This window comes from Mariniflexile gromovii, assembly GCF_017814435.1.
Taxonomy (GTDB): Bacteria; Bacteroidota; Bacteroidia; order Flavobacteriales; family Flavobacteriaceae; genus Mariniflexile; species Mariniflexile gromovii.
This window is the reverse complement of record NZ_JAGJCB010000034.1, coordinates 1-14,718: the sequence shown is the minus strand read 5'-3', so window position 1 is coordinate 14,718 and position 14,718 is coordinate 1. Positions and strand designations below refer to the sequence as shown.

9 protein-coding genes and 1 pseudogene are annotated in these 14,718 nt (G+C 35.2%); 5 read left to right on the top strand and 5 right to left on the bottom strand.

From position 1 onward, the window contains the following. Window positions 1-952: 952 nt before the first annotated feature. Entirely contained in the window at window positions 953-3,487 is a 2,535-nt protein-coding gene (locus J8H85_RS18490; RefSeq protein WP_209657145.1) for a carbohydrate-binding protein, read from the bottom strand. 937 nt (window positions 3,488-4,424) lie between these two features. Here J8H85_RS18490 and J8H85_RS18485 point away from each other — a divergent pair. The 3 genes and pseudogenes from J8H85_RS18485 (at window position 4,425) to J8H85_RS19225 (ending at window position 5,207) form a co-directional block, all read left to right on the top strand. Continuing rightward, on the top strand, window positions 4,425-4,577 hold the full coding sequence (locus J8H85_RS18485; protein WP_209657143.1) for a hypothetical protein: 153 nt from the start codon (window positions 4,425-4,427) through the stop codon (window positions 4,575-4,577). A gap of 65 nt (window positions 4,578-4,642) precedes the next feature. Next, window positions 4,643-5,152: pseudogene (locus J8H85_RS18480) on the top strand (IS3 family transposase); the annotation flags it as partial. After that, window positions 5,103-5,207, top strand: a complete 105-nt coding sequence (locus J8H85_RS19225; protein ID WP_209657147.1) for an IS3 family transposase — start codon at window positions 5,103-5,105, stop codon at window positions 5,205-5,207. The pseudogene J8H85_RS18480 and the gene J8H85_RS19225, both read left to right, overlap by 50 nt. 420 nt (window positions 5,208-5,627) lie before the next feature. Here the strand turns inward: J8H85_RS19225 and J8H85_RS18470 are convergent, their stop codons facing one another. Further along, window positions 5,628-8,486, bottom strand: a complete 2,859-nt coding sequence (locus tag J8H85_RS18470; protein WP_209657140.1) for a carbohydrate-binding protein — start codon at window positions 8,484-8,486, stop codon at window positions 5,628-5,630. 947 nt (window positions 8,487-9,433) lie between these two features. On the opposite strand from J8H85_RS18470, the gene J8H85_RS18465 reads away from it, so the two are divergent. Then, a complete protein-coding gene (locus J8H85_RS18465) occupies window positions 9,434-9,973 on the top strand; it encodes a BfmA/BtgA family mobilization protein (protein WP_209657138.1) in 540 nt (179 codons plus the stop codon). A gap of 265 nt (window positions 9,974-10,238) precedes the next feature. Here J8H85_RS18465 and J8H85_RS18460 read toward each other — a convergent pair whose 3' ends face one another. Then, window positions 10,239-11,471, bottom strand: a complete 1,233-nt coding sequence (locus J8H85_RS18460) for a site-specific integrase (RefSeq protein ID WP_209657136.1) — start codon at window positions 11,469-11,471, stop codon at window positions 10,239-10,241. Window positions 11,472-12,123: 652 nt separating this feature from the next. Between J8H85_RS18460 and J8H85_RS18455 the strand changes: the two genes are divergently transcribed. Further along, window positions 12,124-13,089 (top strand): IS110 family RNA-guided transposase, encoded by a 966-nt coding sequence (locus J8H85_RS18455; protein WP_209657134.1) that lies wholly within the window; start codon window positions 12,124-12,126, stop codon window positions 13,087-13,089. Between the two features lie 43 nt (window positions 13,090-13,132). Here J8H85_RS18455 and J8H85_RS18450 read toward each other — a convergent pair whose 3' ends face one another. Further along, on the bottom strand, window positions 13,133-13,816 hold the full coding sequence (locus tag J8H85_RS18450) for a hypothetical protein (protein WP_209657131.1): 684 nt from the start codon (window positions 13,814-13,816) through the stop codon (window positions 13,133-13,135). Window positions 13,817-13,984: 168 nt separating this feature from the next. Next, a complete protein-coding gene (locus tag J8H85_RS18445; protein ID WP_317195031.1) occupies window positions 13,985-14,434 on the bottom strand; it encodes an RDD family protein in 450 nt (149 codons plus the stop codon). Window positions 14,435-14,718: the final 284 nt, after the last annotated feature.

The following is a 14,718-nucleotide window of genomic DNA, read 5'->3' as shown; positions in this document are numbered from 1 at the left end:
ACGAACAAAATCAATTGAAAAGAAAACAATACAAATCAAAAAAGCTGAACAATGATAACATTGTTCAGCTTTAATTTATAAATTTAATCCTTTAATAATCTGTATCGGTTATTTAGGACTAGATATGATCCAAACAAATTATTTTCTTTATGGGTTTATAACGTTAAATATTACTTAAATCAACGCAAGATAAATGGATATGTATTTTATTAAATTTCTCTAATAACTCATAATCTTAAGTTCTTTATTTACACTAGTTTTTATTCTTTATATCCCAACCAATTCAAATTACTTTCATAATTGGCTTGATTATTGTTATAAGCTCTGAAAATCTGCTCTAATGAAGTTTTTTAAGTTGGTCTTTTATTGAGACCATTTAATCAGTTATATTTTTGTCAGCAATCAAGTTGAATCTTGCGAATGGTCTTAATTCTTCTCGTTAGTTTTCATTAAAATCGTTTACTTCTTTTCCAAGTTTTTTAAATAATGTGCAAAACCGGCTTTACAATTAAAATGTTATCTGAAAAACCTGCATAAATATCAAAAAGCAAATTATTAGGCAAACCTAATCGGGTTAATTCATTGTCTTTTATTGGTAAATCAATTCAATACCTGCTTTTTTAGCCTTAATTAGTTAAGGAAGTTGAATTATAGCGTCTCCTTAAATTTTAAGGGTAAGTAATTCGTTTGATTTATCTATTTTATATAAATAAGTCAATTCCTTTTTATTCATAAATCCGTATATATTACTAAGTTAATTTTGTCTTTATCAACTTCCCGCTATGCGAAGTTTTATCCTAGCTTATCATAAGAAATAAGTGAGTCATTATAAAATTGAAGTTCTATAAATCTCACTGCTTTTCAGTATATTTTATTTAAAAAAGCAGCACCACTTAAGGTGCTGCTTTTTTACAGATATCATGTTAAGAACATTATTTTAACGATAAAACCTTTACTTCTTAATAAACTTAAAAGTATCAGTTGTTTGATTTCCTTTTAACGAAATCATATAAATCCCTTTTGAAAGATGGCTAATATTAATATCCATCTTATCAAGATCACCTTCTATCTGTCCGCTCATGGTTGCCCTTCCACTAATATCATAAATTACATAATTATTGTATTTAGAGATGGGTAGAGCAATGGATATCTTGCTTGAACCTGGATTTGGATAAACACTAACTTTACTGTTTTCTATGGTTTCCTCAACCGAAAGCACTTCTTTATCCCCTGAAAATTTGGCTGAACTGCTGCTAGCAATATCAAACCGCCATTGTTGATTTTGATTAGTTGCACTTGATGTATATAAATACACCTGCTGGTCAATTGCACCACCATTTCCCCCATCAAGAGAAAAATTGGTACCCCTTTTTTGCAAACGATAATATCCTGACCCCGCATCTATTTTCTCCCATTGCTGATTATAATTGGTAGAGCTACATGTTTGAAGTGTTACATCCTGCCCGTTAGCACCTCCAGATCCCCCATCCCAACATACATTTGTACCATATTTTTGGTATGAATAGTAATTTCCACCACGACTTATTTCTGTCCATTTTAAATTATTATGATTAATATAGGTATACAATTCAAGATTTTGATCAACAACTCCACCATAACCACCATCTATTGCAAAACCAATGGCATTTCTTTTGGCTAATATATAATTTCCGCCACTGCCACTATTTGAAGCAGAAATAGTCATTTTGTTAAAATTAAACCCTCCACCACTAAAATAAACTTTCATACTTTGTACACCTTGTGATAAGCTTACTCCGGTTTTAACTGATAAATCTTGCCAGGTCTGATATCCACCTGTGTTAGGAATACTTACATCGCCTGTTTTATCGATATTATTGAAATAAAACTTAATCTTTCCAGTAGTATTTGGTGACGCAATTCTGACTGATATATCATAAGTTCCTGTACTGGGAACATAAACGGTATAAGTTAGCCATTCGCCAGCGGCTGTCCATCCAATATTATAACCACCTTCATCACATACTTGAACGTCTACATTTTCATCGGTACGATAGGCATTGCCACTATTACCTGATGTTGTATCGTTATAAGTTTTGTCTTCACCACTCGTTGTAAAATAATCAAAGTTTTCAGCTTCTATGGTCTTGGGTAATACATTCATGGCATACACAGGATTTCCGCCAGAAAAACCACTTATAGGATCCCCGGGACTTACCCTGCGAAATTTCAAACCACCCCAGCCCGGATGATCCGAAGGGTCTGAAGCGTCTTCAACACCAATTGAGCTTTCTAACAGAGACAAACCACGCTCCAACCATTTTGTACTAGTGGAGTTAACGTTCATACGGGACTTATAATGACCTAAACTTAATTCATAAACTGGAGCTGTATTTTTCCCACCCCTTGATAAACGGGTCAGATCAGCGCCAGTCCAAGGATTTATCTTTAAGGATTTCCATCGTCCTGTGCGATCCAATCGCTGTATAAATTGGCCATTTGCAGCAGTTGGTTCCCATGGTGTAGTTTGATCCGAAAATGAATGATAATAACTTAGGTTATACCGAAAATAATATTCGTAGCCAAGAAGCAAGCGATTGTTCAAGTGGCTATATATATCATCTCCCTGGTTCCAGGCCATTTCACACATCGTATTAATAATTGAAGGCCCTAATAATGCATGAGACTGGTCTCGCGAGGCCTCTTGGTTCTGACCATTTTCCCAGATATTGTTTGCAATTACATCATTGTAGCCGTAGTCTTGTATTGTGTTTTCTTTTTCACCAATTGATCTAAATTCATCGTAATATTCGTTTGATGATGACATACGCTCATAAGTAATTGGTGGTCCAGAAGGGTAGGCTAAATCTGTAGACAAATGTGAAAGCCCTTTCAAATGACGTAAAGCTCTTTGATACATTGTTTCGTTATCCATAAAAATACCCATGCACATTATTCCTCTAAAAGCAAAAAGACCCTGATTGCCATGCCTACCCGAATCGCCATTGTACATGCTCCAATAAAAGGTAACATTATTACTTGCTATAGCTGATGTAGGTACTGTAGTAGTTGAATAACCAGGATAAACCATCATGTCTTTTAGTTTTTGAATATCTGAACTAGACCACCCAGAATAGGTATGCTTAATTATTTCAGCACCTTCAAGAAATTTCCATATCACCCTTCCACTTTCCAATGGAAGTGTTGAACCAACACTTTTTAGGTTAACCCATGCTTTAAATATTTCCACACATTTTTGAGCATGTCTTTCATCACCTGTTATATACCACATCAATGCATTATAATAAGCTGCATATCCATCGTTTCTGAAAAGCGCAAAATTAGTAAGGCTAGTCATACTTGTATTGCCTTGAACAACGTAATTATAACTAGAAAATGTGTTGGATTGAACCAAACTAAAAGTAGCTGCCCATGGATCCAAACCTGCCTCAACCATATATTTCATCCGTTCTAAGTCGGATTTTTTATGGGATAGGCCGGGATGCACAAATTGGGCGTGAATAGATCCTACTATTACAAATAGTAAAATCAAAAAAGTAATTGTTTTTTTTTTTTGGATTAAAATTACATGTCTGTTTTTTTTTGTTTTTTTTCTCATAATTGAATTAAGTTTAGTATAGTTGATTTTTTATAATTTTCAGAAATGATTAATTTTCTTCAATGCAATTTTATGCATTTATTAAATTGATTATTATAAATTATTATTCATTTAATAATAATTATAGTTCATTTTTATTAATTTATCACTTTTTTATAAAAAGTTACAGTTTTAAAAATTGCCCGAGAATCCCGTATAATGGTTTTGCAAAATATTTTTTTTCATGGAACACTTTAAGCGAACAAAAAAACACAAACGAGCCGCTTATTCGCCAAATTATCGACTTGGTATTACACTTAATGCTCGCACACTTTACCAACATGCATAAAACAGATAAAGGGTGTAGCAGGTGATAGAACCTATGACCAATTCGACTCCCATACTTTCCGATAGCTAACCAAGTGGAGTTGTTACTTTTACTCGGACACAAAATTTAAGACAGTTTGCTATAAAACAAATATCTTAGAAACATGAAAAAACGATATTACAGTCTAGAGCTAAAAGAACAAGCTGTTCGATCGAGTTACTAGCGAGAGAACATTAAAGAATTGGCAGAGGAACTAGGCATAGAGGTATAAGGGATCTACATATGGCTCAGAGCGGACAAATCACTTACCAATTCTAAGTCAGAAAAGTTAATACCCGATGACACCTTAGAAGTTAAAAGGCTACACAAGGCCTTTGAGGAAAAGAACTTGAGCAGGAAATATTAAAAAAGGCCGTGCACATCTTTTAGTTCATTATTTACTGTTTTCAATTAAGGTATTCATGAATGCTTTGCTTTTCCAAGAGCGATGGGAATTGAAAATCAGCGTTAGCTAAATCTATGGGGGTTATAGCCAGCTATAAACATTTATATCAAGACGATGTGCAGGGTTTAAAAGTAAGCAGGAGCAGTTTTTACAGGTGGTACACAGCAGGCCCATCCAAACGAGCACTGGAAGGTAGATTATTTACAGATTTGATTAAAAAGGAATAGGATTTAAGCAAACCGAGTTATGGCTCCACTAGAATAAACAGAACAGTTAAAACGCAAAAGGTTGCCTTATTTCCATGTGTAGGACGGCTAAAATTATGAAAAAGAACAATTGGTTAAGTAAACATAAAAGGAAATTCAAGGCAACCACAGATTCCAATCGCAGCTATCCTTTCTGTAGAAATTTACTAAACAGAAACTTTAACCCCCGTAGATTAAATGAAGCTTGGGTAAGCGACATCACTTATATCCAAACCAACCAAGGTTGGTTGTCCCTAACCACTATTATAGATCTGTTCGATAGGCAAGCAGTAGGATGGTCATTGAGCATAAGTTTAAATACAAACCAAACAATTGTACCTGCATGGAAAATGGCCATAAGTAATCGGAAGACAAACATGGATTTAATTTTTCATTCAGATAGAGGCATACAATATGCCTCAAAAACATTTATAGCTATTATTGAATCCAATACTCTGGTTACACAATCTATGAGCAGAAGAGCTAATTACTGGGATAACGCCGTAGCTGAATCTTTCTTTAAAACTTTTAAAAGTAGAACTTATTTACGCCCATGATTTTAAAACTATAGATCAAGCTAAAACTTGCATCTTTGAATACATTGAAATATGATACAATAGAAAACGATTACACTCTTCCTTGGGGTACAAAACTCCCTATGAAGTGGAACAAAAATTTTATCAATTTAAAAATGTGGCATAGGTCTTAAAAAAAATGTCCGACTTTTTGTTGCAAGTCCAATTTTATCTGCCTCTTTAAAACGGTATTCCTACCCTGTTCACCATATACCTTTTGAAGCTGTTTGTAGGTGTAGTTACCTTTTTCTACATCGGTAACAAGAGCTAATTAAAGCCCAGGTTGTAATCGCGCTGGGTTCGTTTAATACACTAAATTACTTTGTTTTTCAAAATACATCGATTTTGTGTCTACTTATTTCAGAACAAGACATTTATTTTAAAAAAAGCAGCTCCACTTAAGGTGCTGCTTTTTTACAGATATCATGTTAAGAACATTATTTTAACGATAAAACCTTTACTTCTTAATAAACTTAAAAGTATCAGTTGTTTGATTTCCCTTTAACGAAATCATATAAATCCCTTTTGAAAGATGACTAATATTAATATCCAACTTATCAAGATTGCCTTCTATCTGTCCGCTTATGGTTGCCCTTCCACTAATATCATAAATTACATAACTATTGAATTTAGAGGTGGGTAGAGCAATGGATATCTTACTTGAACCTGGATTTGGATAAACACTAACTTTGCTGTTTTCTATGGTTTCCTCAACCGAAAGCACTTCTTTACCTCCTGAAAATTTGGCTGAACTGCTGCTAGTAATATCAAACCAATTTATGTTCCAGTTTGCTAATGAAGCATACAAACGAACAGTTTGCGTACCAGCCGCTAATGTGACCGATGTCGTTAAGGTTGTCCATGCTTGGTAATCGCCTGTTGCAGCAATACTTGTTGTTGCTTTTGTGACTCCTCCTACCTGAAATTGTACTTCACCACCACCATGTAAACTTGCTACTCGGTAATCAACTGAATAGGTTCCTGCGGTTGGAATTGTTACCAAATAATCCATATAATCGCCAACACCAATCCAACCAACATTTAACCCACCTCCAGTATCAGTAGTTGGTTGGGTTGCGACACCATTCATTCCAGTATAATCCTCAGCCTCAATATGTATTGAAGTTTGAGCACCAACAACTTTGATGTTTGACACATTGTATATTTCAGCAGGAGCGCTATTGTAAATATTCATAATAAGCTCTACAGAATTGCCACTAACGATAGCAGAAACTGTTTTATTAGAAAAATCGTCCACATTCTCAGAAAGCACCTGTTGGGAACCTCCATCCACTTTGTAGTAAATATTAAGGTAATCAGCTGGTTCCATCGAGCCAAGTCCTTCAATATCCATTGAAATGGTTGCACTAGATGCACACGAAATATCAACCGTTTCAGAATAATTGAGGGTTGCTGCGCTTACACTAATATTGCCATCACTCCATGGTAGTTCATCGTCGCAAATTCCTTCACCTTCGTACACTTCAACTTCTGCCAACGATAGGTGGTTATTGGTATTGTCCAGTTGAACCCTTACTACCCTACCAGAAGCTCCGTTTCCATTCAATGTTATGGAAGGATTAGGATAGGAAGTATACGATTGCGAAAATTCTTCGCCACCGCCACTATTTAAAACATAAACAGTAAAATTGGTCAGCCTGTCCTTGCAACAATCTGTTCGATTAAAGATTTTAATTTCGCCAATACTATATGTTGCACCTAAATCAACCTCCCACCAAGCATTGGCATCGCTGGCGGTATGGGTTACCGAACTCTCAGACCATACACCACTAGTGTTTCCATCGATTGCACGTGATGCCACACCACTAGCAATGGTTGACGACTGAGATGCCGTACCACTCAAGGCAAGGTTAACGTCACCACCGGGGCAACCCGATGAGGGCGTACTGATAGTATTTCCACTTCCTTCATTATCAACAGGTCCACATGAAGTAATTTCGGAATCTTTACTTGTTGAAGGACAATGTACAGGATAATTGGTAAGGTTGTTAAGAACATGATTCCAAGATATATGATCGTTTTGTGCTTCGTTGATACCATTAAAGAATCGGATACCGTTGAAATAGCCGCCCATCTGTATTTTTGCGTTCGGGTCTATAGTTCCACCACCATAATTTAGGGTAATATCGTTAGGGCCGTCTCCGCCAAAGTAGGCAACACAATTTGAACCGTTATAGTAATTATCTACAGGAGGTAAAATTGTAAAAGTGGCCACAAGGTTTCTGGTCCATTCGTAACTGTTTTTGAAAATGGGGCCATAGGTAACATCAGCACTACAATTAATAAATGATGCCACAGTAGATGTATATGCTTCCTCGCAACCTAATACGGTGCAGCCCTCAATATATCTAGTGCCACTGCCCAGCGCCAGGGAAACACCTGTCCGCATATACTTAACTGTACAATCTAGGATAGTGACATCAGATGTGTTTTGATTGATATACGAGCCATTGATTTTTGTATCACCCGAAGCATACGTACGGATACCATCTTCTCCAAGGCTCATCATGTATCCTGCAGGGAGTTTGTAGCCCCAAGCTGTCATAAAATCAATATCATATGCTGGTCCTGATGTTTCAGCCAACATATCGTCGGTTTTTCGTACTTCTCCTTCAATATAACAACCCTCAATTATAGGTTCATCGGCACCTTGCATATATATAGCATGTCCGTAAGCCCTGTGTATAATTGTGCAGCCTTTCACATGGTTTCGGTTTCCACGTACCAATATAGCGCATCGCTTGAATGGCTTTATCGTATAAGGACCTCCCTTTCCGAAAGCATCCCCATAACCATATGGATATGAGCCTTTTACGGTCATATAAAAGTTCTCAATCAAGTTGTCCTGGCCATCCACAACTAAATTAGTACCTCCCCTATCTGGTTTATCTTGCAACCCCCCAAGGTTTGTCATGGTAAGATTCCTAAGCGTATTATTATTCCCTGATACCTGAATCTCCATCATAATGACATTCCAGCCATATAATGCAAAAATTCCAGTCTCAAATTGAAATGTTACGCCAGTAAAGTCATAGGTACTATTATTACCTGAAAACTCTAACACAGGGTTAGGTCCATATACACCACTTTGAACTTCAGCTGTTGTTATGGTGTAAGTTCCTGGATTCATTACTACATTAACATTATCATCATCAAGATAGCCAATTAGCTCACTTAATGAATTAACAGTATCCGAGTACACAGAAGTACTCATAAAGAATAGCATTATTAAAGTAAATGCTATTCTTTGGAAATTAGTATTGCAAAAGTTAATTGCTCTATTAAAATTTTTCATAAATTAAAGTTTAAATTAGTATTCATTTTCTTGGGATGATGTGTACCAAGAATCAATCTTCGCGTTTACCATGTACTTCATTTGTTTCAAATCTGATTTTTCATGGTATAGAATAGACCATACTATTGCAATTAGTAAAACCATGGAAATAATTGTTTTCCTTTTCGAATTAAAATTACATGTTTGTTTTGTTTTCTTTTTTTTCTCATGATTGAATAAAATTTAGTTTAGTTTGTATAATTATTCGTGCAAATTAATTATTCCATAAATTGATCACTATAAATTATTATTCATTTAATAAAAATTATAGCTCATTTTTATCAATCTCTCACTAACTTCCGAAAAATTGCTGTTTTAAAATAGCTTTAGAATTCCGTATAATGATTTTGCGAACTAAAAATATTTCTTATGGATCTCTTTAAGCGAAAAAAAAAAAAATGAACTAACCGACCATACGCCAAATTGTCAACCTTGTATCAAGCTAGATCCTAGAATATTGCACCGACATGCATGAAACGGATAAAGGACGTAGCAGTTTATAGAATATACGACCAATTCGACTCCCTTACTTTTTAGACAGCTGCTCGATATTAGTGAGACCTTCATATTCAATTTGACACTAGCCCAGAGTCCTGCGCGGTTCACTCAGAAGATAACTAGACATACATAGGTGGATTTCGATGTTGTGAAGAACATATTTTTCAGCTATCAACTGATTTTCAGTTCTGATATAGGGGCTGGAAGAAGTTTTTTACTAATTTAAAAAAAATCGGATAACAGTGATATTTAAAGCAAGAGTGTAACACGCTGCGAGATGTTACTTATTTCCATCTGTTTGGTTTTCAGTCGATTAAATCGATAATTTTCTTTGCCTATTTTTAAATTTGCGTTAACTTTAACGATGAGACCAATAGAATCAGCGTTTCATTGTAACAATCGCATAAAATATGGACGATTTTAATACCATTCGGCTAAGGAAAAAGACCATCAGTAATTTTAAGGAATATTCAAAAATGATAAGCCCTAACTATTTGGAAACCCTGGATTATATGATTGCCTACTTTAAGGACAACAAAATTTCTCCCTACGACCTACCAAATAAGATTGGCCTAAAGCCTCTCATTAATGACCTAAATAAAAGAACGGATGCCATTGCTACTATATTAAGGGACATTGAGAAGAATCAACTTGAACCGACCAGACAAAGGTTGGAATCGCTCTTCGATGCTATGGACGAGACAAAAGAGCCTATTTATATCGCTAAAAGCCTGTCGGAGATTGAAGCTTCAAAATTTGATACAGAAAGGATGCAGGACTATTATTCCAATGCGTATGAAAGTAAAAATAAAGAGCTACACCTTGTTAAGACCGAACTTAAAAACCTTGTGAAAAATTTATCTTATGTAAAGAATACGTTTGACAAAGATTATTTCAGACTGGATATATCAAAAGAAAAATTAGAAGATATCAAGACCAGGTTGCTTTGATGTTATTATACAAACCTAATTGATGTTTCCCATTACTTTATTTCCTCCTTCTCCAAAAACACTTCATAGTATTCGTTCGATAGATGTTGGGGCTTTTAATCCGTTTGATTTATACGAACTTTTTAAATTCAGTTAGACCTAAAAATCCTTAAATTTGGATATAATTGTTTTTTTTATACATTAAATTCCCTTTCAATACGCTCCCGTCTTCTTTTGAAGAGCGTATTGAAAGGGAATTCTTTTTTTAACCTTAAAAAATATTGGTTTAGGCCTGTGCTTCGGATTTCTGCTTATTGGTTTCAATTCTTGCAACCAAATTGTTTATATCCTCGCTTATCTTGGTCTCCACTACCCTGGCATAAACCTGTGTTGTGGACAGTTTGGTATGACCCAAAAGCTTTGATACTGTTTCTATGGGTACGCCATTGGAAAGCATAACGGTTGTGGCAAAAGTGTGTCTTGCAATGTGAAAGGTCAAGTTTTTATTGATCCTACAAACATCTGCTATCTCTTTTAAATAAGAATTCAATTTTTGATTTGAAATGTTTGGAAACAAGGCCTGTTTGTTTTCAGTGTTTGCATGGGTTTTGTACTTATCTATAATTTCCAAAGCTTTCGATAATAAAGGAATTTTAATTGGGATGTTTGTTTTCTCCCTTTGGGAATGTATCCATTGCTTTCCGTCTATACCCATACATAGATCATTTGAGGATAAATGCATCACATCGCCATAAGAAAGTCCCGTATAACAACTGAAAACGAATAGGTCTTTGATCAATTGCAACCTTGGTATCCCAAAGACTTTGTTTTCTATACGGTCCAACTCTTCCGAAGTCAGGAATTCCCGTTCCTTTCTTTCATATTTTGCTTCAAACTTCACAAAGGGATCCTTATCTATCCACTCCATCTTAAAGGCCAGACTTACCATTTTCCGTAACCTTTCAATATGTTTCATTACGGTATTGTTTCCCATCTTTTTCTGGCCTCTTAAAAAGCGTTCAAAATCAATGATGAACTTATAGCCCAATTCAGATAGGAACATATCTGTGGTTTTATACTTTTCCTTTAGAAAGAGATAAATATATCTATGCGTTGTATAATAATTCTTTTGTGTACCCCAGCGCAAGGTGCTTTCCATATGGGTATTATGGTATGCTATGATATCGGATAATGTGTGGCTGTTTTCTGTATTTCCCAAAAAATGGGCTTTGATAATGTCCGAGGTCACCAATTTGTTCCTGTTTTCCAATTGTTGGAAGCATTCGAACAGTTTTACATTAACCTGTTCTAAGTAACCATTGATCATCTTGTTTTCATCGCTTACGGCTTTTAATCTGCTTTTGTTGGAATCCCAATCCGAAATATAGACCTTTCGCTTTAGGGAAAGCTCAGAACGCTTGCCGTTTACCGTAATTCTGGCATAAAGTGGGGCTTTCCTGTTTTTGGCACTTGCCAGTTTTAACCAAAACAGGATACTGAAGGTGTTTGAACGTGTCATAATCTTTCATTTTTAAGTTAAACATTAAAAACAAAAGTCAAATCAAGTCATTCGGTTACCTTTTTTATGGTTTTTTAGTATTGGTAACCGAATAGGTCACTTTTTTTACCAAACCAAAACAAATTAAATGAGACCCTTTAAAATGCAAAAACCTGATAATCTTTTGATTACCAAGTTTTTAACACTAATTGATATACTAAAAAGTCGGGGTGGCAGGAAGCCTCTTCCCCTACACTATGCGCTATGTATCAATAATTTACAATCTTACAAAACAATCTGTTAGCCGATTTGTTGACGGGGTTATAAATGACCTCAAAATAAATCACTTTATTTACTGGTTCCATAAAGATAAATATTATTTAAAATCAATGCAAGATAAATGGCATTAGATTTCATGAAAAGCATTTGTTATTATAGCATTACAAAATTTTAGCTCAGTTCTTCTTAAGTTTGTCTTTTAGTTAAATTTGATATAAATCAGAAAGAACAAAAGAGAGGATTAAGGTTAGTATACACGGTGAAGCTCAAGACTTCGGCAACATTGATAATCCCCTCTCTTTTCTACTTTTATTTCGTTCAGTTCTGTGAGACCAAGATCTCGTTTTCAAGTTGTTGAAAGCAAAGTAGAATGTCCTTTCATAAAACAGTTCTTATGAATAAAAATACAGAATTTTTTGGAATAGACATCAGCAAAGATGTATTTGATGTTTTTAGCTTGGAGACGGGCCATAATCAGTTTACAAACAACGAAAAAGGATTTAAGCAATTCATTAAAAAACTATCAAAGGAAAGTCTGGTGGTCATGGAAGCCACGGGCTATTACCACTATTGTATGGCGCAATATCTATATGGAAAAGGGTATGCTGTTTCGGTAGTGAACCCTTTATCGGTAAAGCGTTTTATCCAGATGAAACTCTCGAAGGTAAAAACGGATAAAAGCGATGCAAAGTCCATCTGCGAATATGCCCGCAACAATGAATTGCCCCTTTATACGGCAAAGGACAAAAACCAAGCGGAGTGTTTGCAGTTGCTAAGATTGATGGATACCTATGTAAAGCACCGCACCGCTATGAAGAACAAACTGGATGGAGAAAAGGTTTTGGGCATTCCCTCAAAAGCAGTATATCGTTCATTAGGCAGAACGGTAAAGCATTTAAATAAAGAGCTGGCACTTCTGGAAGCACGTTTAACAGACTTGGTAAAAGAAGAACAACAGGAACAGTTAAGGCTTTTAAGAACCATTCCAGGTATTGGTGAAAAAGCGGCCATTTTACTGGTCGTGTTCACTGATGGCTTTTCAAAGTTTGAAAACTCAAAGCAATTGTGCTGCTATGCAGGCATTACGCCTACTATAAGGCAATCTGGCAGCAGTGTTCGGGGACGGAGCAGGATAAGCAAAATAGGGAACAAGAAATTAAGGAACCAATTGTTTTTGAGCAGTTTTACGGCCTGTCAATATAACAAAGCCTGTAGAGAGTTGTACGGGCGTATTGTGGACCAGGGAAAAAGTAAAAAACTGGCTATGTTGGCGGTGAGCAATAAACTATTGAAACAGGCTTTTGCAATAGCTAAATCAGGGATGCCATATAACGAGAACTTTGTTTCAAAATTAGTCTAAAAAGGTTTGTTTTTTAGCTCAGTTCTTTGTTGCCAGTAGTTTTTTATTCCACTTTATATTTTATTATCGCTTTATCTCCTCGAAAAAATGATTCATTCTTCTTTTTTACAAAATTCAAATTCGTTTCGTGAATTATTTCCAAGTTGTTATTGTCAATCCATTTGGCAGAAACTTTTTTACCTTCTCCATTAAAGTACAATATTCCGGCTCCACCACCAGAATTCCATTCCATTATTCCACTTGTATGGACATATTTTCCATTTGTAAATTCTTCGTTTACTCTAAATTCCTTTGTTCCGTCAGCAGTTGAAGTTCGGACGAGTTCATTTGTCGTAAATTCAAATTTCGGTCGAACTCTTCTTTTCGCTTTTGGTTTTTCAGTCGATATTAATTTCAGAAAGTTCTGTAATTCGGTTTTTCTTTCCTGAATTGTCTTTTCATCTGCACCAAGTTCTTTCCACAATTCCAAGTCAGTTCCGCTATCAATTATTTCTTTTACTTGCTTTAAAATTTCGGGTTCAAGAGACTTTGTTTCCCATTGAGCCAGAGCAAGTCCAAATAATGAGTTATTTCTGTCGTCTGAATCCGAAAAATAATCAGCAAATTCCGTTTTTATTTCTTTCGAAACCCAAACTTGACTTCCTCCATTATTGTACTTTTCGAAAAAGTTCGAATAAATGTCAAGTGTAGTATCGTTTCCTTTTATTTCTGTGTTCCAAACTCCCATTTAGTTCTGTTTCTCAAATTACTGGCAACGGTTACGTATAAGAATAGTGCGGTTTTGTGTGCGAGGATTTTCCGCAGGAAAATCAGATGTAACAAAAGTGCACTGTTCATTGTTTAAGTACTAATCTACGCATTATTTTTATGCGATGTTGTGAGCTGGCTTTTCTATTCACGATAATATGATTCCATATAACCATAGAAGTCCGTAAATATTTGCAATTCCGAAAATTATTCCAAAAATTAGCTCTTTATTGATTCGGTATTTTTTCAATTCCGAACTTAATGTTTTTAAATTTTGTTCCGTTTCAATTCCGATTTTAGTTTGCGCAATTCGGTCTCCAATTCTGCGTGTAGGACTCACAAATGTAAACAGTAAATCAAGTGGGATAATTGGCAAAAAATTCCGCAACGAACTTTTCCATTCAGACGCTTTTTGGTTATTCAGGTTTTGAACTTGAATTCCAAAAAGTCTTTTTCCAATGCTTTTTCCGTTCAGAAAGTCCTTATTCATTGCAATCGGATAAACAATCATCATTGCGAGGAATAAATTGTCAGTCAGAGCAACAATTAGAAATCCGATTATTCCCATAATTAGATAGTCAACTGCAAATGCTTTAATTCTATTTTCTAATATTGGTTTCAGACGATGGTTTTTTTAGCTTGCTCACAACGTTAATGTGTATGGAAAGTAAGGGCTAAGTATAAAGCTTCCCGTTCAGATTGGCGAAAAACGAGCAAACAAAAATTATTTTTAACCAGACACCAAAGCCCTTATTTTTTATAGCATTCATGAAAAAGCAGAAAGTCCAGTATCTTTAAAGTTCACCAAAACAATTAAGATATGAAACCTGAACAAACTGCCCAACCAAAGTTATACATAGGAATTGACATACACAAGAGAAG